Source organism: Candidatus Kurthia intestinigallinarum, from assembly GCF_003991225.1.
GTDB lineage: Bacteria > Bacillota > Bacilli > Bacillales_A > Planococcaceae > Kurthia > Kurthia populi.
Map to the genome: position 1 here is coordinate 29,222 of NZ_JTFC01000032.1, position 22,776 is coordinate 51,997.

27 protein-coding genes and 1 other annotated feature are annotated in these 22,776 nt (G+C 38.3%); of the genes, 25 read left to right on the top strand and 2 right to left on the bottom strand.

All coding sequences use genetic code 11. The annotated features are described in order from the left end of the window. Window positions 1–27: 27 nt before the first annotated feature. Window positions 28–468, bottom strand: coding sequence for a hypothetical protein (locus QI30_RS13125; protein ID WP_126991075.1), 441 nt, complete (start codon window positions 466–468; stop codon window positions 28–30). Window positions 469–811: 343 nt separating this feature from the next. Between QI30_RS13125 and QI30_RS13130 the strand changes: the two genes are divergently transcribed. The 16 genes from QI30_RS13130 (at window position 812) to pheA (ending at window position 12,180) form a co-directional block, all read left to right on the top strand. Next, window positions 812–1,411 (top strand): hypothetical protein, encoded by a 600-nt coding sequence (locus QI30_RS13130; RefSeq protein ID WP_126991076.1) that lies wholly within the window; start codon window positions 812–814, stop codon window positions 1,409–1,411. Continuing rightward, a complete protein-coding gene (locus QI30_RS13135) occupies window positions 1,411–2,154 on the top strand; it encodes a hypothetical protein (protein ID WP_126991077.1) in 744 nt (247 codons plus the stop codon). The genes QI30_RS13130 and QI30_RS13135 overlap by 1 nt, the downstream gene beginning before the upstream one ends. A gap of 216 nt (window positions 2,155–2,370) precedes the next feature. Next, window positions 2,371–2,850, top strand: a complete 480-nt coding sequence (locus tag QI30_RS13140; protein ID WP_126991078.1) for a hypothetical protein — start codon at window positions 2,371–2,373, stop codon at window positions 2,848–2,850. Further along, window positions 2,850–3,521, top strand: a complete 672-nt coding sequence (gene radC, locus QI30_RS13145; protein ID WP_126991174.1) for a RadC family protein — start codon at window positions 2,850–2,852, stop codon at window positions 3,519–3,521. Before QI30_RS13140 ends, radC begins: the two co-directional genes overlap by 1 nt. A gap of 95 nt (window positions 3,522–3,616) precedes the next feature. Beyond that, a complete protein-coding gene (locus tag QI30_RS13150; protein WP_126991079.1) occupies window positions 3,617–4,636 on the top strand; it encodes a rod shape-determining protein in 1,020 nt (339 codons plus the stop codon). Window positions 4,637–4,649: 13 nt separating this feature from the next. After that, complete coding sequence (gene mreC / locus QI30_RS13155; protein WP_126991080.1) at window positions 4,650–5,567, top strand: rod shape-determining protein MreC; 918 nt, start codon at window positions 4,650–4,652, stop codon at window positions 5,565–5,567. Next, complete coding sequence (gene mreD / locus QI30_RS13160; protein WP_126991081.1) at window positions 5,567–6,094, top strand: rod shape-determining protein MreD; 528 nt, start codon at window positions 5,567–5,569, stop codon at window positions 6,092–6,094. Before mreC ends, mreD begins: the two co-directional genes overlap by 1 nt. 25 nt (window positions 6,095–6,119) lie before the next feature. Beyond that, complete coding sequence (locus tag QI30_RS13165; protein ID WP_126991082.1) at window positions 6,120–6,797, top strand: septum site-determining protein MinC; 678 nt, start codon at window positions 6,120–6,122, stop codon at window positions 6,795–6,797. Between the two features lies 1 nt (window position 6,798). Then, window positions 6,799–7,599 carry a septum site-determining protein MinD gene (minD, locus tag QI30_RS13170; protein ID WP_126991083.1) on the top strand — a complete coding sequence of 267 codons (801 nt, stop codon included), beginning with the start codon at window positions 6,799–6,801 and terminating at the stop codon, window positions 7,597–7,599. Between the two features lie 143 nt (window positions 7,600–7,742). Beyond that, window positions 7,743–7,820: a sequence feature (ribosomal protein L21 leader region), on the top strand. Window positions 7,821–7,833: 13 nt separating this feature from the next. After that, window positions 7,834–8,142, top strand: a complete 309-nt coding sequence (gene rplU / locus QI30_RS13175; RefSeq protein WP_010288129.1) for a 50S ribosomal protein L21 — start codon at window positions 7,834–7,836, stop codon at window positions 8,140–8,142. A gap of 16 nt (window positions 8,143–8,158) precedes the next feature. Continuing rightward, complete coding sequence (locus QI30_RS13180) at window positions 8,159–8,500, top strand: ribosomal-processing cysteine protease Prp (protein ID WP_126991084.1); 342 nt, start codon at window positions 8,159–8,161, stop codon at window positions 8,498–8,500. 12 nt (window positions 8,501–8,512) lie between these two features. Beyond that, a complete protein-coding gene (gene rpmA / locus QI30_RS13185; protein WP_126991085.1) occupies window positions 8,513–8,809 on the top strand; it encodes a 50S ribosomal protein L27 in 297 nt (98 codons plus the stop codon). A 187-nt stretch (window positions 8,810–8,996) separates the two neighbouring features. Then, window positions 8,997–9,533, top strand: coding sequence for a Spo0B domain-containing protein (locus tag QI30_RS13190; protein WP_126991086.1), 537 nt, complete (start codon window positions 8,997–8,999; stop codon window positions 9,531–9,533). Window positions 9,534–9,536: 3 nt separating this feature from the next. After that, the gene (obgE, locus tag QI30_RS13195; RefSeq protein WP_126991087.1) at window positions 9,537–10,826 is read left to right on the top strand and encodes a GTPase ObgE; all 1,290 of its coding nucleotides are present in this window, start codon (window positions 9,537–9,539) and stop codon (window positions 10,824–10,826) included. Window positions 10,827–10,844: 18 nt separating this feature from the next. Further along, complete coding sequence (locus QI30_RS13200; RefSeq protein WP_126991088.1) at window positions 10,845–11,300, top strand: ACT domain-containing protein; 456 nt, start codon at window positions 10,845–10,847, stop codon at window positions 11,298–11,300. Window positions 11,301–11,316: 16 nt separating this feature from the next. Then, window positions 11,317–12,180: a prephenate dehydratase gene (gene pheA, locus QI30_RS13205; protein WP_126991089.1), complete on the top strand. Its 864-nt coding sequence runs from the start codon at window positions 11,317–11,319 to the stop codon at window positions 12,178–12,180. 46 nt (window positions 12,181–12,226) lie between these two features. Here pheA and QI30_RS13210 read toward each other — a convergent pair whose 3' ends face one another. Further along, the gene (locus QI30_RS13210) at window positions 12,227–12,754 is read right to left on the bottom strand and encodes a transcription repressor NadR (protein ID WP_186439521.1); all 528 of its coding nucleotides are present in this window, start codon (window positions 12,752–12,754) and stop codon (window positions 12,227–12,229) included. Between the two features lie 148 nt (window positions 12,755–12,902). Between QI30_RS13210 and ruvA the strand changes: the two genes are divergently transcribed. The 9 genes from ruvA (at window position 12,903) to QI30_RS13255 (ending at window position 22,752) form a co-directional block, all read left to right on the top strand. Next, window positions 12,903–13,523: a Holliday junction branch migration protein RuvA gene (gene ruvA / locus QI30_RS13215; RefSeq protein ID WP_126991090.1), complete on the top strand. Its 621-nt coding sequence runs from the start codon at window positions 12,903–12,905 to the stop codon at window positions 13,521–13,523. Between the two features lie 16 nt (window positions 13,524–13,539). Then, window positions 13,540–14,544 carry a Holliday junction branch migration DNA helicase RuvB gene (gene ruvB / locus QI30_RS13220; RefSeq protein ID WP_126991091.1) on the top strand — a complete coding sequence of 335 codons (1,005 nt, stop codon included), beginning with the start codon at window positions 13,540–13,542 and terminating at the stop codon, window positions 14,542–14,544. Window positions 14,545–14,564: 20 nt separating this feature from the next. Beyond that, complete coding sequence (gene queA / locus QI30_RS13225) at window positions 14,565–15,611, top strand: tRNA preQ1(34) S-adenosylmethionine ribosyltransferase-isomerase QueA (protein ID WP_126991092.1); 1,047 nt, start codon at window positions 14,565–14,567, stop codon at window positions 15,609–15,611. 3 nt (window positions 15,612–15,614) lie between these two features. Next, entirely contained in the window at window positions 15,615–16,760 is a 1,146-nt protein-coding gene (tgt, locus tag QI30_RS13230; protein WP_126991093.1) for a tRNA guanosine(34) transglycosylase Tgt, read from the top strand. 49 nt (window positions 16,761–16,809) lie between these two features. Continuing rightward, window positions 16,810–17,088, top strand: coding sequence for a preprotein translocase subunit YajC (gene yajC / locus QI30_RS13235; RefSeq protein ID WP_126991094.1), 279 nt, complete (start codon window positions 16,810–16,812; stop codon window positions 17,086–17,088). 141 nt (window positions 17,089–17,229) lie between these two features. Continuing rightward, the gene (locus QI30_RS13240; RefSeq protein ID WP_126991095.1) at window positions 17,230–17,463 is read left to right on the top strand and encodes a post-transcriptional regulator; all 234 of its coding nucleotides are present in this window, start codon (window positions 17,230–17,232) and stop codon (window positions 17,461–17,463) included. Window positions 17,464–17,630: 167 nt separating this feature from the next. Then, window positions 17,631–19,928: a protein translocase subunit SecDF gene (gene secDF, locus QI30_RS13245; RefSeq protein ID WP_126991096.1), complete on the top strand. Its 2,298-nt coding sequence runs from the start codon at window positions 17,631–17,633 to the stop codon at window positions 19,926–19,928. 174 nt (window positions 19,929–20,102) lie between these two features. Continuing rightward, on the top strand, window positions 20,103–21,881 hold the full coding sequence (locus QI30_RS13250) for a S8 family peptidase (protein ID WP_126991097.1): 1,779 nt from the start codon (window positions 20,103–20,105) through the stop codon (window positions 21,879–21,881). 151 nt (window positions 21,882–22,032) lie between these two features. After that, window positions 22,033–22,752 (top strand): prepilin peptidase, encoded by a 720-nt coding sequence (locus QI30_RS13255; RefSeq protein WP_126991098.1) that lies wholly within the window; start codon window positions 22,033–22,035, stop codon window positions 22,750–22,752. Window positions 22,753–22,776 lie beyond the last annotated feature (24 nt).

Sequence of the window (22,776 nt, forward strand, 5' to 3'; positions counted from 1 at the left end):
GTTCTTGTAGTCACCTCTTACCGCATATTAATAACCGTTTTTCCAAGAAATCACGGTTTCAATCTTTGTTTTTTCAGTTAATTTTGTTAGATTTAATGTGTTACTTTGACCATCGTAAACCGTCATAATGGCGCGAGATAGCCCATCGTAATGACTCGGTTTTAATGTTACGGCATACGTGCGGTTCTTCGCGGCTTCAATGCGCGCCATTGTCACTTCATTATTAGCATAATCAAGGACACGCTCATAACCAAGTGCCTGCAATGCTTCTAATTGGTCGACCGCGTGATACTGTGTTGCTTTTTTGTTCATAGTTGTAAGCTCACGGTCAGCATCAGCCGTTGCATCAGCATAGCTAGCCACTTCTTTATCGTGTGCCGAAATCGTTTGATTATGATGGACAACAACGAATACAAAGACCAGTGCTAGTAGGATAGCCGCTAGTATTCTAGTCATTTTTCCTTCCATTTATGTACCCTTCTTTCTATTGCGAAAGTAGCCTGACGTTAACGCTTTAATGATAAGCGTTTTTAAAGCGTTAAACAACTTATTTTGTTATTTCTGAACCAACAAAACGATTCTAAACTACTATGATAAGTGATTAAGGTAAAATTTGAAAAGGAAAAATTTATTTTTTTGTTGTGAGATAGTGTAGAAAGCAGTATTATCAAAGTTGGCAATTATCTCGTGGAAACCTAAACGTAAACAGGAAAACATTTGAAAAACGGCTGTGTTATTTGTATTATTAACAAATGTAGTTAACGTATGTGTAACACGCCTGAGAAGAATATTGAAAAGGAAGGGATTCGTCATGGCTCAAGAAGAAGCACAGCAAAGAGCTGAGAAGCCGAAAAAGAAAAATCCGGTACTCGGTCTGAGTATTTTTGTTGTAGTAGTCATCGCATTGTTCTTTGGTATCAATTATTTTTTAGTACATAATGATATTCAAGATGCCGAAAAACAAAGTCAAAAGCTTGCAACAGAAATCGATCATGCATCAGAAAAAATTGAAGAAGAACAACGTAAATCAGAAGTTATCTTAAAAGAAGCAGCAGCATTTGCGAAAGAAGAAAAATTATCATTAACACCAGTATTTACCGCTTTGCTAAAAGACGGTGGTAGCAGTGCAGCACTTACTGGTATCACATACGATGAAAAGGGTATGCAACTAAAAATGAACTTTTCAACTTTACAAGATGCTACAAAATATCAAAAAACATTAGCACAAAACACAGATGTATTTACTGCTGTTGACATGGAAAAAGTAGCAGCTTATACACCAGTAGCAGAAGATGATTTAGCATCAAAACCCGAAATTTCATCTACTGCACGCTATCAAGCAGTGTTTAATATCACGCTTAATAAAGAAAAGCTACAACAAGCACAACAAAATAAGGAGGGGTCTAACTAATGGAAAATACAAAGACATCTAAACAACCCCTACTTTATGCACTTATCGTTATCGTAGCTGCTGTTATCGCATTGTCGTTATATTACTACATGTTAAAGCCACAAATGGATAAACGTGATGCAATAAATGAGAAGGTTGCTGTTCAAACAACCGAATTACAAACAGCTAAAACACAATTAGCAGATTTACAACAACCTATCAAACCATCTGATACAACAGAAGCAGGTAAAAAAATTCCGAATGGTGCCAATATGGATACATTAGTTGATGATTTACAAGCTGCTGAATCAGCAAGTGCAACACAAATTACGAACTTTAACTTCAATGCCTATGATGCACAAAGTGAAGTAGCTAAACAAGCGCAAGTAACAACAGCGCTAACAGAAGCAGAGGAAAAATCAGCTTATGCAGTGGAAGAAAAACCTGTATCTTCAGTTCCTGAGAGCACATTACCAAAATATACGAAAATGATTACGATGCAATTAGCAGTTAGTGGCTACTCAGAATCAGATGTCCGCAATTTTATCGATCAACTTGAAAATGCAAACCGTGTTTATAATGTTGAAAAAGTAAAATTTGAAGCACCTGATACAGAAGATGCAACATCTGAAGATATTGTTGCAGCTAAAATTCAAGTAACAACATTTTATTATGAAGTGCCTGTTGATGAAGCGGCACAAACAACAAATGAAGAACCGAAAGATGAAGCAACAGAAGATACAACAAAAGATACAACAAAATAAATATCACCAAAAGGAATCATTCAAATGGACGATTCCTTTTTTTATGGAATTTTATAGAACAGCTGAACAACTTGTTTTTTTAGTAGATTTTTAAGAAATGTTTTGAAATCGCTGTCTTTATTGACTGATGACGCACTTTTAAAAGCGATTGATTAGTATAAGGTTTTTTCATGACAGTCAATCTTTTCGTATGATAACGAAAAGGAGGCGTTAAATATGTTGTACTTAATCAATCCCCAGCCATTTAGTGAAACCATATTACGTACACTAGCTTATCGATTTGAACCAGTATATGGACGCTATATTCGATTTTCGGATATTACATTTGAGGATGCTTATACGAGAGCTGTGCATCAACTTGTACAGCTTGCACCAACAAGACAAAAAGGAGAGGTTGCTTTGTCGATTATTTCAGCGGTAGAGCAATCCGTGAAATGTAATAAAATCACAGTTGCCTTGGCTATTTGGAGTGCAGAAATATTCAAAACTGTTGAATTAATATTCTATACACAAGAAGATTCAAAAAATATTACAAAATATATTCGTTATCGGAAACCTTTTTTATATAATATTGGTTATAATATATTAGGAGAATCAACGTCATTTATAATTGATGGAGTGCAGGATATAAATGAAGTGTTAAAACATACGCAATATTACGTGAAGAACTTGCTTGATGTGGGGGTTACGCAATGATGATTCGTGATGCTCATGCAATCGATCGTCCGCGCGAACGGCTACGTCAAAATGGCGCGCAACAGCTTACAAATCAAGAGCTGTTAGCGATTATTTTTCGCGTAGGTATTAAAAATCTTTCGGTAACTCAGCTTGCGGCCAATGTGTTGACACATTTTGAACATCTTCATGATATAAAAGAGGCAACAATTGAAGAATTAATTGAAATCAATGGTATTGGAGAAGTAAAAGCAATCGAACTTTTAGCGGCGATTGAACTGGGAAGACGCGTTTCGGCAAAGCAAGTACAGAATCGCTGGACGATTCGTACACCCGATGATGCGGCCACACTTTTAATGTCCGATATGACGAATTTAAAGCAGGAACACTTTGTGGTGCTTTATTTAAACGTTAAAAATCAGGTGATTCATAAACAAACAATTTTTATGGGCAGCTTAAATGCGAGTATTGTCCATCCACGTGAAATTTTTCGTGAAGCAGTGAAACGTTCCGCAGCATCAATTATTTGTGCGCACAATCATCCATCAGGAAACCCAGCTCCTAGCTCCGAAGACATCGACGTTACCAAAAGGATTCAGCATGCCGGCGAAGTGTTAGGAATTGAGCTTTTAGACCACGTGATTATAGGTGATCATCAATTTATTAGCTTAAAAGAGAAAGGTTTTATGTAAAGACTGTAATTTTTCAGCATTTTTCGTTATAATGAAACGTATGATTTTAAGATAGCTAGTTAAAAGTAACAGCTTTAGAGAAAGGAAGAACAAAAGTGTTTGGATTAGGTGGAAAAGATGTCGGTATTGACCTCGGCACAGCGAATACATTGGTATTTATTAAAGGAAAAGGGATCGTTTTACGCGAACCATCAGTAGTAGCAAAGAATACACAAACAGGTGAAATCGTAGCAGTTGGTAACGATGCAAAAAATATGATTGGTCGTACACCAGGATCAATCGTAGCAATTCGCCCAATGAAAGATGGCGTTATTGCAGATTTTGAAATTACAACAACAATGATTAGTTATTATTTAAAAGAGGCAATGAAAGCTTCAGGTAGTAACTTCAAAAAACCAAATGTAATGATTTGTGTACCTTATGGAATTACATCAGTTGAACAACGTGCGGTTATCGATGCAGCTCGTCAAGCGGGTGCAAAAGATGCATTCACAATCGAAGAGCCATTTGCAGCGTCAATTGGTGCGAACTTACCCGTTTGGGAACCTACTGGCTCAATGGTAGTTGATATCGGTGGTGGTACGACAGAAGTAGCTGTTATTTCATTAGGTGGTATCGTAACAAGTGAATCTGTGCGTGTTGCTGGTGACGCAATGGACCAAGCAATCGTTGCATACATTCGCAAACAATATAACTTAACAATTGGTGAACGTACTTCTGAAGCTATCAAAATGGAAATCGGTTCTGCATCTTCAGAAGGTATGCCAGAAGAAAAAATGGATATCCGTGGTCGCGATTTAGTGACAGGTCTTCCAAAAACAATCGAAATTTCTTCAATTGAAATCGTTGATGCATTACGTGAATCAATTTTAGCAATTATTGATGGCGTTAAGAAAACATTAGAACAAACTCCACCAGAATTATCTGCTGACGTTATGGAACGTGGTATCGTCTTAACAGGCGGTGGCGCACTTCTTAAAAACTTAGATAAAGTCATTAGTGACGAAACAAACATGCCAGTATTTATCGCAGAAGATCCTTTAGATTGTGTAGCAACAGGTACAGGTATGGCATTAGAGCATATTGACTTAATGAAGCGTCATCAAACGAAATAAGGAGGTTTAAGTAATGCCACAATTTTTAAACAGAAAAAAAGTTATTTTTCTAATAATTGGTGTAATCTTACTCGTGGCATTAATCGGCTTATCCTTACGCGATCGACAAAACGCATCGCTACCTGAAAAAATCGTAAAAGATACTGTTGGCTTTGCGCAATCAATTGTTGCAAAGCCAACTAATTATGTTACAGGATTTATTAAAGATATCGATGCGATGATTAACACTTATGAAGAAAATAAACGTTTAAAATCGCGCTTGGAAGAATTCGGCTCATTACAAGCAGAGGTGAAAGAATTAAATGTTGAAAACAAGCGATTACAAAAGCTTGCTGGTAAACAAACGAGCCTCCGCAAATATGATCCAATTCAAGCAAATGTTATTGCTCGTAATCCGGACCAATGGGAAGAAAAATTGATTTTAAACCAAGGTTCTACGGATGGTGTTAAAGTAAACATGGCCGTTATTACTTCCCAAGGTTTAATTGGTAAAGTTGTTCAAACAACACCACAAACATCAGAAGTTGAGTTATTGTCTACAAGCAATACGAATTATCGTGTTTCAGCAACGATTGCAAATAAGAAAAAAGAAACAAATGGTTTAATTGAAGGCTATGATCGTAAGCGTGGCGAACTTATTTTAAAACGTGTTGATTCAGAGCTTTCAGTGAAAAAAGGCGATAAAGTCACAACATCTGGACTTGGTGGCATTTTCCCTAAAGGTGTTTTAATTGGGGAAGTAACAAAAGTAACAACAGATGACTTTGGCTTAACGAAATTAGCCTATGTTAAACCAGCTGCAGACTTCTCAATGATTGATCATGTTGTTATTGCGAAACGTGCTACAACTACTGTTGATGGTGTCGATGGTAACAATACAAACAAAGCAGAAGATGCAACAATAGATAATACAGCAGGAGCTGGGAACTAATGGTACGTTATCTCATTCCGGCTGTCGTTATCGTGCTTTTCTTTGCTGAAACCGAGTTTTCTCTATTTTCACCAATTGAGTGGCAAGGTCATTTGATTTATTTAGTGCCACGTTTTCTAATTTTGTTTTTAATTTTTATGGCTATTTATTATGACCGTAAAAAAGCGATGATTTACGGGCTCATTTTTGGTCTGATTAATGATATTGTTTATATCGATATCATAGGTCTTTATACGTTTTTATATCCATTTATTTGTTTTATTGCTGGTTCTACAGTAAAATATATACATCAACATCTAGTCGTGACAACAACCTTGTCATTGGTGTTAATTGCGATTATAGAAGTAGCGCTGTATCAATTCTTTGCATTGATTGGCTTTACAGATATATCATTTGCACAGTTTTTAAATACGCGTCTAATCCCAACGATGATTGCGAATGTAATCTTCCTTGCCTTATTAGGTGGCGGCTTTAAATATTTACTAGAATATCGTTCTTATCAGCGAGCAAATCGCTCCATTTTATAAATTATAAAATAAGAGGTGTATAAGTTTGGCAACAAAGCAACTAGTAACAATGAAGGGGACTAAAGAAGGCCTAGTGCTGAAACTGGATGACCAATGCGGATTTGCAGATTTACTAGATGCTTTACAGTCAACGAAAGTAGTAACGCAGCATGACGATGATGAACATTTAGATGTACAGATTCATCTAGGAAACCGCTATTGTACACATGAAAAACTCAAACAGTTATTGCAAGCTGTAGAAGAAACCCAGCATGTGACTGTTTCCAAAATCAAGAGTGATGTTTTAACTGTTGAAGAAAGCAATCAGCGAGTGTTAAAGCATCAATCTTCTACATATATTGGTATCGTGCGCTCCGGCCAAGTATTGAAGATTGAAGGAGATGTCGTTGTTATTGGCGACGTTAATCCGAACGGGCGCGTGGAAGCAACAGGTAGTATATTCGTACTAGGACGTGTGAAGGGCATTGTACATGCAGGTAAGGGTGGCAATCGCGAAGCAGTGATTGTTGCTTCTTGGCTCGAAGCAACGCATTTAATGGTCGATGATGTCATTGAAATTATGACGAATGAAACGACGATTTTATCGGAGCAACCAGAAATGGAATGTGCTTATTTACATGACAATGGACATATTGTCATTGATCGTCTACAAAATTTACGTAATATAAGACCGAATTTGGCAACGTTTAAAGGAGGAAGCTAATGTGGGGGAAGCTATTGTAATTACTTCTGGTAAAGGAGGCGTTGGTAAAACAACAACCTCTGCAAATTTAGGTACTGCATTGGCGCTTCAAGGGAAAAAAGTTTGCCTAGTCGATACAGATATTGGTTTACGAAACCTAGATGTTATTTTAGGTTTAGAAAACCGTATTATTTATGACTTAGTGGATGTTGTTGAAGGTCGTTGTAAAGTTCACCAGGCACTTGTGAAAGACAAACGCTTTGATGAATTATTATTCCTATTACCAGCAGCTCAAACTTCCGATAAAACATCTGTGACACCGCAACAAATGAAAGAACTTATCGATGGTTTGAAACAAGAATTTGATTTTGTTTTAATCGATTGCCCAGCCGGCATTGAACAAGGCTATAAAAATGCTGTAGCAGGTGCTGACAAAGCGATTGTTGTGACAACACCAGAGATTTCTGCGGTTCGCGATGCTGACCGTATCATTGGTTTATTAGAACAAGAACCGAATGTTGAAGCACCGAAGTTAATTATTAACCGTATTCGTCCAGAGATGATGGAACGTGGTGAAACACTTGATGTGAATGAGATTACGACACATCTATCAATTGAATTGATTGGGATTATCCCAGATGATGAGCATGTTATTGCTTCATCAAACAAAGGGGAGCCAATTGTAATGGATCCTTCAAGTGGCGCTTCAAAAGCGTATCGTAATATTGTCCGTCGCGTTTTAGGTGAATCTGTGCCACTTATGACATTAGATAAACAAAAACCGGGATTCTTTGCGAAACTAAAATCAATGTTCAAAAAATAATGATATATGATTAAGAGAGGATCACTTTTATAGGCGATCCTTTTTCTGTTTAAATTGTTTGAATGTTATGTGACCAAAGTTATTTTGTAATTATTCTTGACGCAAATATAGTGGTGTGGTATGATTTGTAACGTTATGTAGCACCCGTGCTACAACCGCACTGAAACAGTTTTAAAGTTTTCGTTAAGAAACACTGCTTGAAGGCGAGTCTGAGTCAATTAAGGAGGTGCAGTTATGTACGCAATTATCGAAACTGGTGGTAAACAAATCAAAGTAGAAGCTGGCCAAGAAATCTACGTTGAGAAAATCAACGCAGAAGCTGGTGAAGTAGTAACTTTCGACAAAGTTCTTTTCGTTGGTGGTGACGCTGTTAAAGTGGGCGCTCCATTCGTAGAAGGCGCAACAGTTACAGCTAAAGTTGAAAAACAAGGTCGTCAAAAGAAAGTTACAGTTTTCAAACTTAAAGCTAAAAAGAACTACCGTCGTAAACAAGGTCACCGTCAACCATACACTAAATTAGTAGTTGAAGCTATCAACGCTTAATAAGTGAGGTGACAATATGATTACTGTTGAGATTCATTCTACTGAAGAACGCAAATCATATGGCTTTGAATTTTCAGGTCATGCCTACTCTGGCGATCCTGGTCGTGATTTAGTTTGTGCGGGTGCATCGGCTATTGCCTTTGGTACAGTCAATGCAATCAATCAACTATTACAAATCACACCTGGCATTGAACAAGGTGATGAGGGCGGCTTTTTATCCGTCGTTATCGATCCTTCTGATTTGGACACTGAAACCGATGCAAAACTGCAAATTATTCTTCAAACAATGGTAACCCAAGTGTATACAATGGTTGCTAGTTATGGAGATTTTATCGAGTTAAAATATAAAATGATGTAGGAGGTGGAACATATGTTACTAGTATCTTTAGATTTACAGTTCTTCTCATCTAAAAAAGGTGTAGGTTCTACTAAAAATGGTCGTGACTCTCAGTCAAAACGCTTAGGCGCTAAACGTGCTGATGGTCAATTTACATCTGCTGGTTCTATTTTATACCGTCAACGCGGTACTAAAATTTACCCAGGTGAAAACGTAGGCCGCGGTGGTGACGATACTTTATTCGCGAAAGTGGACGGCGTTGTTAAATTCGAACGTTTAGGCCGCGATAAGAAAAAAGTTAGCGTATACCCTGTAGCTCAAGAAGCTTAATTTAAGAGCACTCACTAAAGGACTGCATGTGTTGCAGTCCTTTTTTTGTGACAATGGAACGGCTTGCGTTATGCGGAGTCGTCCTTTTTTTGTTGAAACATCTCTTTTCAACACATTTCATAACGCATTTCTGATAGAAAATTGGTATACTAAAAACATGAACATCTCATCGAAGGAGCGTGTACTTGTGACAGAACGGCCATTAACGATAAATGAGGTGTTGCGCTTTGTTCATCATGATTTTATGAATCAGCTGCAACTTGTGAAAATGAACCTTGATTTAGAACGGGTTGAGGCCGCTCAATCTGCGATGAGTGACATCGTAGAAGCGTCTCAAACTTTCTTTAATATAAATAGATTAGGTATTCAAAGAACAATTGAATGGCTCCACACGGCTTCGTGGCGCTTTCCATCATTAGAAATATTGATCGATTGCAATATAGAAGGTACGGCGCGAGAGTCATGGGACGAGCCTTTGCGCGATTGTTTAGAGCAATCTGTACAAGCAATTTACAAGGGACTTGATCCTTTAGTAGAACAACGACTTTCATTAAATGTTTTTGCGAATGAAATAGAATTTGAGATTTCATTTGATTTTATAGGGAAAACGTCAACGAAAACAATTTCGTTTGATTTGACAGGTACCGAGTTACAACTAGAGGAACCCTCTTTTTGTGAAGAACGTTGGTATTATAGTATTTACGCCCATAAGGAGGGACTTTAAACAATGTTTGTAGACCACGTAAAAGTTTATGTAAAAGGTGGTGACGGCGGGGACGGTATGGTAGCGTTCCGCCGCGAAAAATTTATTCCGAATGGTGGCCCAGCAGGTGGCGACGGCGGTAAAGGTGGCGACCTAGTCTTCAAAGTAGATGAAGGCTTACGTACATTAATGGATTTCCGTTTCAAACGCCATTTCAAAGCACAAAACGGTGAAAATGGGATGAGTAAAAACGCGCACGGTCGCGGTGCGAAACCATATGTTGTTCCTGTACCACCAGGTACGGTTGTAACAGAAGAAGGCACTGGTCGAGTAATTGCCGATTTAGTTGAAGATGGCCAAGAAGCAATTATCGCTCGCGGTGGTCGTGGTGGTCGTGGGAACTCTCGTTTCGCGACACCTGCAAATCCAGCGCCAGAATTATCTGAAAAAGGTGAGCCAGGACAAGAACTTAATGTTATATTAGAGTTAAAAGTTTTAGCAGATGTTGGTTTAGTTGGTTTCCCAAGCGTTGGTAAATCAACATTATTATCCGTTGTATCATCTGCAAAACCGAAGATTGGTGCTTATCACTTCACAACAATCGTTCCAAACTTAGGAATGGTACAAGTTGGCGAAGGTAAATCATTCGCAATGGCGGATTTACCAGGTCTAATTGAAGGTGCAGCACAAGGTGTCGGCTTAGGTCACCAATTCCTACGTCATATCGAACGTACACGTGTTATCGTACATGTTATTGACATGAGTGGTATGGAAGGTCGCGACCCGTATGAAGACTATTTAACAATCAATAAAGAGTTAGAAGAATATAACTTACGCTTAACTGAGCGTCCTCAGCTGATTGTTGCTAACAAAATGGACATGCCAAATGCGGAAGAAAACTTAGAAGTATTCCGTAAAAAAATTGGTGATGAAGCGAAAGTTTTCGCAATTTCAGCTATTTCTCGTCAAGGATTACAAGAACTACTTTACGAAATTGATGCGCTATTAGATGTAACACCTGAGTTCTTACTTCATGATGTTGAAGAAGAAGAAACAGATGCTACAGTTCTATATAAACACGAAGCGAAAGGTCCAGATTTCGTCGTATCACGCGATGAAGATGGTGCATTCGTATTAAGTGGCGATACAATTGAACGTCTATTCAAAATGACAGACTTCAGCCGTGAAGAATCTGTACGTCGTTTCGCACGTCAAATGCGTGGTATGGGTGTTGATGAAGCACTTCGCGATAATGGCATCGAAAATGGCGATACAGTACGAATCCTGAAATTTGAATTCGAATTTGTCGATTAGTGATAAGGGGGGAAAGACATGAAAAATGTAGCGGATCAACGTTACTATTTAGTTCGTGAAGATGTATTAACAGATGCTATGCAAAAAACTTTGCAGGCAAAACATTTGCTTCAAACAGGCTCAGTATCTTCAATTTGGGATGCTGTAAAAGAAGTCGATTTATCTCGTAGTGCTTTTTATAAGTATCGAGATGCTGTTTTTCCCTTCCACTCTATTGTGCAAGAACGCATTTTAACGGTTTTCTTACAATTAGAGGATCGTAAAGGAACGTTAGCTCGTTTGCTCTCCACAGTGACGGAGACGCATTGTAATGTGTTAACGATTCACCAAACGATCCCTATCCAAGGAAGAGCGAATGTCACATTATCTCTTGATGTAACGGCAATGGACGTAGAATTAGATGATTTATTACAAAATCTTAAAAAATTAGATTTTGTGGAATCAGCTGAAGTTATTAGTTCAGGAGCGTTATAACGAGAGGGGAATTTTCGTGGCAGAAAAAGAATGGGAAAATCGTGTGGCCTATTTAGGCCCTGAAGGTACATTTACGCATTTAGCAACAAAACGTTTGTTTGAAAACGATTGGTTGATTCCAGTAAAAACGATTCCTGAGTGTATAGAGGCCGTTTCGGAAGGGCAGGTAGATTTAGCTGTCGTGCCGATTGAAAACGCCTTAGAAGGAATTGTGCCACTTACAATCGACTATTTATATCATGAAGCAAATTTATTTGTAGCTGCTGAGATGGCGATTCCAATTGCACAACATTTGATGGTTAACAAAGCACAGCTAGAGAACTGGGAAAACGTTGAACATATTTATTCACACTCACATGCACTTGCGCAGTGTCATAAATATTTATACTATCGTTTCCGTACAGTGCCGCAGGAAGCGCATTCCTCTACAGCAGCAGCAGCCAAATATGTGTCAGAGCATCCAGAGGAATGTGTCGCAGCGATTGCTAATGAAGCAGCGGCTGCACAATATGATTTAGCGATTGTTGAATCCAATATTCATGATTTTCATTTCAACCATACGCGCTTTTTCGTGCTATCGAAAAGTAATATTCGTGTCGAATCACTTACACATGATGAACAAGTTAAAACAACATTAATGGTGAAATTACCAAATGATAATCCAGGGGCACTGCATCAATTATTATCTGTGTTCTCATGGAGACGTTTGAATTTGAGTAAAATCGAATCTCGTCCTCTTAAAACGAAACTAGGAGAATATTTCTTCATTGTTGATGTGTTAGAAGATGAACGTGTACCGATGATGCAAGGAGCAATGGAAGAGTTACGTGCTCTGGGTTGTTCTGTTAAATCACTCGGAAGCTATTATATGTTTGAATAAAAAAAGAGTTCGCCTTTAGCAATTTGCTAGGACGAACTCTTTTTTATTAGTCTTCGACGATAAAGCCATGTAGGCGTAACTGTTGTTCAGCAGCATCTAATTTCTCTTCAGAGTCGGCTGTCAATGTGTGTAGGTGAGCGCCCTCTGTCAATTCAAGTAGCGGGGAGGCAGCAGTTTCACTCATGCGTTTTAAAAATTGTGTGACATCAAAGCGGCTCGAAACCATGATGGATGCAGTTAAGTCACCGTAAACTGGATGAACAATTGTTACATCTTTAACGGTAACACCTGCATCAACTAATAAATTCAATTCTTCTTCCGTTTGATCAGCACGATGATGACTAGCAATTTGACGTTCAACTATTTCTTCATGCGGCTGCACAAAATATAAGTAGCCCTGACTTGTGGCAATAATGGGTTCATTACGTGCTTTCAGTAGTGCCATATCATTAACAATAACTTGGCGTGATACGTTTGAACGTTTTGCTAAATCTGTACCTGTAATTGCGGCACGCTCTGTTTTTAGTAAATCGATTAGAAAGGCGCGACGTTCTTCGCCTAATAATTTTTTCATAATAATCACCTCTAAATACGTTTCGCATAATGTGCATACATAGTGTACCATTAAATATTAGGGATTCGCATTAAAACTGATAATGCGAGCCGTTTATGATAAAATGAGAATATGTGTTTGGATATTTTATTTAAAGGAGCAAACAATCATGTATGATTACATAAAAGGTGTTGTGACACGTATTACACCAGAATATATTGTGATGGAGCAAGGTGGAATTGGCTATCAATTAAATACACCTAATCCATATGCTTTTCATCAAAGCGAAGAGCTTGTACAAGTTTTTACGCATTTACAAGTGCGCGAAGATGCGCATGTATTATTTGGCTTCACATCACTTGAACAGCGTGAGTTATTCCGTAAATTAATCCAAGTATCGGGTATTGGTCCAAAAGGCGCGCTTGCGATTGTCGGAAGCGGCACGCCAAATGCGGTTGTGACAGCAATTGAGCAAGAAGATGAAAAATTCCTTGTGAAATTCCCGGGTGTGGGTAAGAAAACAGCGCGTCAAATGATTTTAGATTTAAAAGGCAAGCTCGATCAATTCCTTGAAAATATTGACCTTAAAAGTGCTGAAGATGAATTGCCTTTATTCGGCGTTAATGCGTATCAACATGAATTAGACGAAGCCATGCTAGCACTTGCTGCATTAGGCTATTCAGAACGTGAGCTTGAAAAAGTAACGAAAATTTTAGCAGATGATGAAAATTTAACGACAACAGAAGCTTATATGAAACAAGCACTGAAATTATTATTAAAGCAACAATAAGAGAGGAGGACGTTCGATGGATGATCGCGTCGTAACAAGAAGCGCTACAAATTTTGATGAGTCATTTGAATTATCGTTACGTCCACAAAATTTACAACAATATATTGGACAACAAAAAGTAAAAAAGAATTTAAAAATCTTTATTGAAGCCGCAAAAATGCGCGAAGAGTCATTAGACCATGTATTATTATATGGCCCACCAGGACTTGGTAAAACGACATTAGCAGCCGTTATTGCCAATGAGATGGGGGTTAATATCCGCATGACAAGTGGCCCTGCTATTGAACGTCCAGGGGATTTAGCGGCCATTTTAAGTGACCTTGAGCCGGGTGATGTGTTATTTATTGATGAAATTCATCGCCTACCTCGTTCGATCGAAGAAGTACTCTATCCTGCAATGGAAGACTACTGTCTCGATATCGTTGTCGGAAAAGGGCCAGCTGCTCGTTCTGTACGCCTAGATTTACCACCATTTACATTAGTTGGGGCAACTACAAGGTCCGGCGCGCTATCTGCTCCACTTCGAGACCGTTTTGGTGTATTATTACGGTTGGACTATTATGATGAGGAAGCATTAGCCGAAATTGTAAAACGTAGTTCATCTTTATTTGACGTGGCGATTGACGACCAAGCTTCTGTTGAATTAGCTCGTCGCTCACGTGGGACACCACGTATTGCCAATCGTCTATTAAAGCGTGTACGAGATTATGCGCAGGTCATTGGAGACGGAGCCATTACAATTGATTTATCCAAAACAGCATTAGAGCTCTTACAGGTCGATCCATTAGGGCTTGACCATATTGATCGTAAATTGATGGAGACGATGATTGAACGCTTCCGCGGAGGTCCTGTAGGGCTTGATACAATTGCGGCAAGTATCGGTGAAGAGTCAATGACGATCGAAGATGTATATGAGCCGTACTTAATGCAAATTGGGTTTATTCAACGTACACCACGCGGACGTATGGCAACAGCGCCAGCGTACGAGCATTTTGGCTATAGCTACCCATCTGAAACTTAAAGAAAAGAAGGAACAAACTGATGAAATTAGAAGATTTTGATTACTACCTACCAGAAGAATTAATCGCGCAAGTACCACTTGAAAATCGTGCAGCGAGTCGTTTAATGGTATTAAATAAAGAAACAGGCGAAGTGGAACATCACCATTTCCCACATATTGTCGACGAATTAGAAAAAGGCGATTGCCTTATTTTAAATGACACACGTGTATTACCAGCTCGTTTAATCGGTGAAAAGAAAGACACTGGTGCACATATCGAAGTATTATTAATTAAACAAACTGAAAACGATGAATGGGAAACACTTGTAAAACCAGCAAAACGTATTAAAGAAGGTACCGTTGTATCATTTGGTAATGGCTTACTAACTGCTACATGTACAAGTGAAATGGACCATGGTGGCCGTAAATTTAAATTTGACTATGAAGGAATTTTTATCGAAATTCTAGAAAAATTAGGTACAATGCCTCTTCCTCCATACATTCACGAGAAATTAGATGACCAAGAGCGCTATCAGACTGTATACTCTAAAGAGTTGGGTTCTGCGGCTGCACCAACAGCAGGTCTACATTTCACAGAAGAAATTCTAGATGCAATCCGTGCAAAAGGTGTAGAAGTTGCTTTCGTGACACTTCACGTTGGTATCGGTACATTCCGTCCTGTTAGTGTTGATAATATCGAAGAACATGATATGCACGCGGAATTTTACAATCTTCCAGAAGATACAGCGAAAATTATTAATGATACAAAAGCGAATGGTGGTCGTGTTATTACAGTTGGTACAACGTCAACACGTACACTTGAAACAGTCGCTCAAAATAATAATGGCGAAATTGTCGCTGAATCTGGTTGGTCAAAAATCTTTATTTACCCAGGTTTTGAATACAAAGCAATTGATGGTATGGTAACAAACTTCCACTTACCAAAATCTTCACTTGTGATGATGATTAGTGCATTATCAAGTCGTGAAAACGTCTTAAACGCATATAAAATCGCTGTAGAAAACAAATATCGCTTCTTCAGCTTTGGTGATGCAATGTTTATTCGCCCACAAAAGAAAGGAAATTAATACATGTCTCAACAACCAATTCGTTATGAACTGATTAAAAAATGTAAACAAACAGGCGCACGCTTAGGTATCGTGCATACGCCACACGGCTCATTTGAAACGCCTGCTTTTATGCCAGTAGGTACACAAGCAACAGTTAAAACAATGGCGCCAGAAGAAATTAAAGCAATGGGTGCCAATATAATCCTGTCAAATACGTATCATTTATGGTTACGCCCAGGTCACGAGCTAATTAAAGAAGCGGGTGGCTTACACAAATTTATGAACTGGGACGGTGCTATCTTAACAGACTCAGGTGGTTTCCAAGTATTCTCGCTATCTGATATGCGTAAAATCACAGAAGAAGGCGTGCATTTCCGTAACCACTTAAATGGTTCGAAAATGTTCTTAAGTCCTGAAAAAGCAATGGAAATTCAAAATGCATTAGGCTCAGACATTATGATGGCCTTTGATGAATGTCCACCATTCCCAGCAACATTTGAATATATGAAAGCGTCTGTTGAGCGTACAACACGCTGGGCAGAACGCTGTCTAAAAGCGCATGCACGTCCAGATGAACAAGGTTTATTTGGGATTATTCAAGGTGGCGAATTCGAAGAGCTACGTAAACAATCAGCACGTGATTTAGTAGCAATGGACTTCCCAGGCTATGCAATCGGTGGGTTATCTGTAGGGGAACCAAAACCAATCATGAACCGTATGCTTGAATATACAACACCATTAATGCCCGAAAACAAACCACGTTATTTAATGGGTGTTGGTTCACCAGACTCATTAATCGATGGTTCAATCCGCGGTATCGATATGTTTGACTGTGTACTACCAACACGTATTGCACGTAATGGTACATGTATGACAAGCCAAGGTCGTGTCGTTGTGAAAAATGCGAAATTTGCAAAAGACTTTACACCAATCGATCCTGAGTGCGATTGCTACACATGTAAAAACTACACAAAAGCATACATTCGTCACTTAATTAAAGCCGACGAAACATTTGGTATTCGTTTAACATCAACACATAACTTACATTTCTTGCAAAACTTAATGCGTCAAGTGCGTGAAGCAATCCGTGAAGACCGTCTAGGCGATTTCCGTGAAGAGTTCTTCGAAAAATATGGCTTCAACAAACCGAATGCAAAAAACTTCTAAGTCTTGTATAATTATTTCTTGTATAGATAGAAAGGGGGACTAGATAGAAATGGATTTAATGGGTTTATTACCAATGATCGTAATCATTGCATTAATGTACTTTATGTTAATTCGTCCGAGCCAAAAGCAACGTAAGAAACAACAAGAAATGCAAAATGCTTTATCACGTGGTAACAAAGTTGTCACAATTGGTGGCTTACACGGTACAGTTGAAGCAATTGACGATTCAACAGTTGTTTTATCAATTGAAGATGGTTCAAAAGTACGCTTTGAGCGCGCTGCGATTCAACGTGTGTTAGAAGGCGAAGGCGTATCATTAACAAAATAATAATGACGTTATAAGTCAAAAAGGATGTCCAAACGGGCGTCCTTTTCTTTTTTTGGCGAAATATTCCTACGTGAAGTGAGCGAGAGTTTCGAGTTCTTGGTATAATAACAATAGTATTCAAGTAAGAGGAGGTTGTTCAGCATGGTCGCATTTAATGAATTGTACCAACAAGTCGCGTTCGTCCTATCGATGAAATGCGAAGATTTTGCATTACAAGGGACACATCTTACACCAGAAGAGCTGTGGGAATTTTGCTTGAAGTATTTATGGCAGCATGAAAAACCAGAACAGCTTCATATCCATAGCTTAATTGCAGATTTATTTTCCTTATCGATGCAAGATTATTGGCGCCTGCATAGCGCGGAATCATCATAATTTTTTGACGTCATTTGACACAAACGCCAAGCTGTTTCATAATAAGGCTGTTATGTAGAAAATGGCAAAAGAGTATAGGTATATGTTCTTAATGCTTTATAAGAATAATATTTTCATGTTATTATTTTTATAACATATTGTGGCATTCGTTTGAGGAGGATTTTTGAATGAAATTAAGAAGCCGAATCGCGGCCTTTTTATTGATTGTGATCGCTTTATTCGCAACAATGGGCACGACGATTAACGGAGTCTTAAAAGACATCAACTTAGGTCTTGACCTACAGGGTGGCTTTGAGGTTCTGTATGAAGTACAACCGCTAAAAGATGGCGGTAAAGTAACGGAAGAGGATGTAAAGGCAACAGCAGATGCGATTTCTAGACGTGTTAACGTATTAGGTGTATCTGAGCCAAGCATTCAAATTGAAGGAAAAAATCGTATTCGCGTACAGCTTGCCGGTGTTAAAAACCAAGACCAAGCGCGTGAAGTGCTATCAAGTCAAGCGAACTTAACGTTCCGTGACTTCGATGATAAGCTATTACTTAACGGTAATGACTTAGTACAAGGTGGCGCAAAAGCGGCTTTCAATCAAGAGAATAAACCGATTGTTACCTTGAAATTAAAAGACGCACAAAAATTTGCAGATATTACAGCCGATATTTCAAGTAGACCAAGTTCAACGGATCCTACAGTCCCTGATGAGCGTATGATGGTTATTTGGTTGGATTACCAAAAAGGTGATTCATATGTAAAAGAAGCACAAAAAGCAGAGCCAGCATATGCCTCTGCTGCTGTAGTTAATAAAGTTTTAAATACTACAGATGTTGAAATTTCAGGTAACTTCACTGTACAAGAAACAAAAGATTTAGCAGGTATTTTAAATGCCGGTGCACTTCCAGCGAAATTAGTTGAAATGTATTCAACATCTGTTGGGGCACAATTCGGTGATGACGCATTAAAAGCCACAGTATTTGCGAGTATCATCGGTGTTGCTGCTATCTTTATCTTTATGTTAGTTGTTTACCGTTTACCTGGTTTAGTAGCAGTCATTACATTAGCAATCTTCACATACATTGTATTATGGGTATTTGAAATGATTAATGCTGTACTGACGTTACCAGGTATCGCCGCGTTAGTATTAGGGATTGGGATGGCCGTCGATGCGAATATCCTCATGTATGAACGTATTAAAGAGGAATTACGTGTCGGTAAGTCTGTTAAAGCAGCTTTCAAATCGGGTTCTAAATCATCGTTCACAGCAATCTTTGATGCTAATATTACGACATTACTTGCAGCCGCTGTATTATTCTACTTCGGTACAAGTAGCGTAAAAGGTTTCGCCACAACATTAATTATTAGTATTGTTGTAACCTTCATTACAGCAATTGCAGGTACACGTATATTACTCGGCTTACTTGTTCAATCAGGTTATTTAGATAATAAACCTTGGTTATTTGGTGTAAATAAGAAAAAAGTACACAAGCTATCAGAAGGTATTGATACACTTGATTTAAAAACACATTTTGACCGCTTTGACTTTGTGCATAATCGTAAGAAATTCTTTGCGATTTCAGCAGTGTTAATTTTAGCTGGTATGATCGTGCTAGGTATTTTTAAATTAAATCTAGGTATCGATTTTACAGCAGGTTCTCGTGTGGAAGTTCAAACAACGCAAACATTAAAATCGGAAGAAGTTCAAAAAGTAGTTGAAAAAGAAGGTTTAACACCAAAAGATATTTCAATCGCAGGTGATAAATCAGAAACAGCTGTACTACGTTTTGTAGAGGATTTCTCAAAAGATGAAGTGAAACAATTCCGTGATCATATGAAAGCGCAATACGGTGATGATACGGAAGTTGTCATTTCAACTGTATCGCCAACAATTGGTGCAGAGCTTGTTTCAAATGCGATTAAAGCATTAGCTTACGCGGCAATTGGTATTATTATTTATGTTGCGGTTCGTTTCGAATGGCGCATGGGTGTCGGTACGATTATTTCATTACTACATGACGTATTCTTTATGATTGCGATCTTTAGTTTATTCCGTATCGAAGTTGATATTACCTTTATCGCTGCAGTCTTAACGATTGTCGGTTACTCGATAAATGATACGATTGTTACATTTGACCGTATTCGAGAAAATCTTCACCGTGTTGGTGTTATTAAAAATGCAGAAGATTTAGCGCATATTGTCAATAAATCATTACGTCAAACATTAACACGTTCTGTGAATACCGTCGTAACGGTGTTAGTTGTTGTTATTGCCCTAATGATTTTCGGTGCAACATCAATTCAAACATTCTCACTTGCATTATTAATCGGTTTAGTTACCGGTGTTTACTCATCAATTTATATCGCAGCTCAAATTTGGTATGTGCTTAAAGTACGCCAAATGAAAAAGCAAGGCGGCAAACTTGACGTTAGTAAAAAAGAAAGCAAATGGGGTTCAGATGAGCCAATGGTTTAAGGCTTCATTAAAAAGCACTCTAGCATATAGCTAGGGTGCTTTTTTTACTAGAAATGTAATTGAAATGACATATGAAAGTAACGTAGAATATGACGCTCTATGATACAATATGAACAATTCAGATGTAATAAATGGACGTGTTGGCCAATTTTCAGTGAGTAGGAGAGAAGAAAGATGAATTGGAAAAAATGGTGTTTAACAATTGGAGCTTCCGCTTGGTTAGCAGTAGCTGCACCACAATTTGCCCATGCAGCAGAGCATGAGGATGTTTTTATTATTTATAAAAATGATGCCGGTAAACAAGCAATTGAGGAGAATGCAACGGCTATTGTAAAAGATTTCGAAGCCTTTAAAACAATCGAAGGAACATTTAGTGATGACGCACTGCGCATATTAAAATCGGATGCGAATATTCAAGTGATCGAAAAAAATGCAACTACATACGAAACTTCTGCTCGCTATACAACGGCTGATTTATTATCGATTACCAATTTATCATGGAGTTCGAAAATGACGGGGATAACACGCCCTTGGACATTAGGTTTAACCGGCAATGGTGTAAAAGTGGGAGTCATTGATACAGGTGTTGCTAAGGTCTCAGGTATGGATCATGTGACACGTTTATCCTTTGTACAAGACAATCCAGCGACTTCAGTAGACGAGAGTACAGTTTATGACACAGAAAACCATGGTACGGGAGTAGCTGGTATCATCACAGCGAATTCTGTAAAAGATGGTACGAATACAGTTGTGGGACTGGCACCTAATGCCGATGTTTATAGTCTAAAGGTTTTCGAAGGAGACAACGCTGAAATGTCGACAATTTTATCGGCAGTAGAATGGAGTATTGAAAACAATCTTACTGTGCTAAATATGTCGCTCGGCTCTGCAGAACCCGATGCTATTTTAGAGCGTGCTATTAAAGCAGCAAATGCAGCAGGTGTCACCATTATTGCTGCTAGCGGCAATGAAAGTTCGTTATCTGCATTGGCACCGGTTGATTATCCTGCAGCCTATTCAGGTGTGATTGGTGTCGGAGCGGTAGATCAACAAAAAGTGCGCTCGTATTTTTCAAATGTAGGTGATACCGTTGATTTTGTAGCGCCAGGAGAGTCTCTTCGATTGCTATCAAAATCCGGCGGTATAAGAGTGGATTCAGGTACGTCATTTGCCGCACCTCATATTACAGCAATGATTACTTTATTAAAGGAAAAATACCCAACAGCAACTACAGCACAGCTTCAGGCTTTATTAAAAAAATATAGTGAAGATTTAGGTGTGTCAGGACGTGATGATTTATATGGTAACGGCTTACCGAATTTGGCTGCGTTTGTGACAGATGGAAAATTACCAACAGTTGAAAATGAACCGATAACACCTTCACCAGGCGACTCAGATGGCTCTGGTTTACCAATCGATACAGATGATGAAGCGATTGAAACGAAGAGTGATGCACAGCAGTTTATTAGTAATAATCAATATAAAATTACAACGTGGCTTTCAGCAATTCAAGAAGGTAGAAAAATCGGTCTACGTACAAAATTCACACCATTGTATTCACTTTATAGTGACTTAGCTTCTCCAGAAAAGAAATTAGTGAAGGCTTATAATAAAAAAATTAAAACGATTGTAACGTCTGCTACGACAAAATCGACAAAAATCAGTGCGACAAATTTAACAAAAATGGCGTCTGCGAAAACGACACAGATTCGCTTTACAACGCCGATTAAGCCATCCACGCTCACAGAGAACCGTGTTGTCATTTACCGCGCTGGCAAAGAAGTATCAGGCTTTAAATTGACGAAGGCTTCAAGCGGGAAAGCTATTCGTTTAACGACAACCAAAACATTAGCAAAAGGGAATTATGTGATTATGATTGATCCTACTAAATTAAAAACAAAAACATCAAAAGCAATTACTACACCATTTGCGATTAAATTTACGGTGAAATAAATAATAGGACGTGTATTTGAATGATTATTTTCAAATGCACGTTTTTTTTAATGGGTTTTTAAATAATAACTTCTTTTTCGTCATTATTGTAAAAAAATAAATTCGCTAAAATAAAGGATGCCACGTACACTGTCAAAAAGGAGCTGATTAGATGCCCGTATTACTTTTTATAATTACTGCCTGTTTTGCGTCGTTTTGTCATGTGGTAGGCTATCGTTTGCCGAAAAAGCAATCTTTTATTGTTGGACGTTCTTGCTGTGAACAGTGTCACACTGTCTTAAAGCCAGTAGAATTGATTCCGATTTTATCTTATATTTTATTACGAGGGCGCTGTCGCCATTGCCAAAAATTGATTCCATTATTATCACCATTCCTCGAAGTACTTAGTGGCCTTTTAGTTGTCGCATTATATAGTGTTTATGGTCTATCGAATGCCTTTTTTCTAGGCTTTGTTCTTGTTTTATTATTTGTCACAATTTCAGTGAGTGACATGTACTATCAACTGATTCCCAATCGTATTTTATTGTTTTTTTGGAGTGTTATTTTTATCATTTGCTCATTTGAACCTGAGCTATTATTCATGCGAATAGTCGGAAGTGCAAGCATTTTTTTATTTTTAGCATTATTTGCATGGCTATCACATGGTGGAATCGGTGGTGGCGATGTGAAATTATATGCAATTATTGGTGCAGTACTTGGCTTACCTTTAGCGTTCGTATCGTTATTTTTAGCGACATTATGTGGATTTGTGTGGTTTTTCGTAGGTCGAGCATCTACAACGAGAGAAATTCCTTTTGCGCCCTCGATTGCTATTGCAACAATGGTTACCTATTTTTACGGAGAAGCGTTTTTAAACTGGTATACTCATTAAGCTTTTTTATGTGCCAAACGAATG

Bases quoted from the DNA above. Each gene is read 5' to 3' on its own strand.
- queA (WP_126991092.1), top strand. From the start codon at position 14,565: ATGAAATTAGAAGATTTTGATTACTACCTACCAGAAGAATTAATCGCG.
- QI30_RS13200 (WP_126991088.1), top strand. From the start codon at position 10,845: ATGAAAAATGTAGCGGATCAACGTTACTATTTAGTTCGTGAAGATGTA.
- mreC (WP_126991080.1), top strand. From the start codon at position 4,650: ATGCCACAATTTTTAAACAGAAAAAAAGTTATTTTTCTAATAATTGGT.
- QI30_RS13135 (WP_126991077.1), top strand. From the start codon at position 1,411: ATGGAAAATACAAAGACATCTAAACAACCCCTACTTTATGCACTTATC.
- QI30_RS13255 (WP_126991098.1), top strand. From the start codon at position 22,033: ATGCCCGTATTACTTTTTATAATTACTGCCTGTTTTGCGTCGTTTTGT.
- QI30_RS13130 (WP_126991076.1), top strand. From the start codon at position 812: ATGGCTCAAGAAGAAGCACAGCAAAGAGCTGAGAAGCCGAAAAAGAAA.
- QI30_RS13250 (WP_126991097.1), top strand. From the start codon at position 20,103: ATGAATTGGAAAAAATGGTGTTTAACAATTGGAGCTTCCGCTTGGTTA.
- tgt (WP_126991093.1), top strand. From the start codon at position 15,615: ATGTCTCAACAACCAATTCGTTATGAACTGATTAAAAAATGTAAACAA.
- QI30_RS13180 (WP_126991084.1), top strand. From the start codon at position 8,159: ATGATTACTGTTGAGATTCATTCTACTGAAGAACGCAAATCATATGGC.
- mreD (WP_126991081.1), top strand. From the start codon at position 5,567: ATGGTACGTTATCTCATTCCGGCTGTCGTTATCGTGCTTTTCTTTGCT.
- ruvA (WP_126991090.1), top strand. From the start codon at position 12,903: ATGTATGATTACATAAAAGGTGTTGTGACACGTATTACACCAGAATAT.
- yajC (WP_126991094.1), top strand. From the start codon at position 16,810: ATGGATTTAATGGGTTTATTACCAATGATCGTAATCATTGCATTAATG.
- ruvB (WP_126991091.1), top strand. From the start codon at position 13,540: ATGGATGATCGCGTCGTAACAAGAAGCGCTACAAATTTTGATGAGTCA.
- radC (WP_126991174.1), top strand. From the start codon at position 2,850: ATGATTCGTGATGCTCATGCAATCGATCGTCCGCGCGAACGGCTACGT.
- QI30_RS13140 (WP_126991078.1), top strand. From the start codon at position 2,371: ATGTTGTACTTAATCAATCCCCAGCCATTTAGTGAAACCATATTACGT.
- QI30_RS13240 (WP_126991095.1), top strand. From the start codon at position 17,230: ATGGTCGCATTTAATGAATTGTACCAACAAGTCGCGTTCGTCCTATCG.
- QI30_RS13125 (WP_126991075.1), bottom strand. From the start codon at position 468: ATGGAAGGAAAAATGACTAGAATACTAGCGGCTATCCTACTAGCACTG.
- QI30_RS13210 (WP_186439521.1), bottom strand. From the start codon at position 12,754: ATGAAAAAATTATTAGGCGAAGAACGTCGCGCCTTTCTAATCGATTTA.
- secDF (WP_126991096.1), top strand. From the start codon at position 17,631: ATGAAATTAAGAAGCCGAATCGCGGCCTTTTTATTGATTGTGATCGCT.
- rplU (WP_010288129.1), top strand. From the start codon at position 7,834: ATGTACGCAATTATCGAAACTGGTGGTAAACAAATCAAAGTAGAAGCT.
- obgE (WP_126991087.1), top strand. From the start codon at position 9,537: ATGTTTGTAGACCACGTAAAAGTTTATGTAAAAGGTGGTGACGGCGGG.
- rpmA (WP_126991085.1), top strand. From the start codon at position 8,513: ATGTTACTAGTATCTTTAGATTTACAGTTCTTCTCATCTAAAAAAGGT.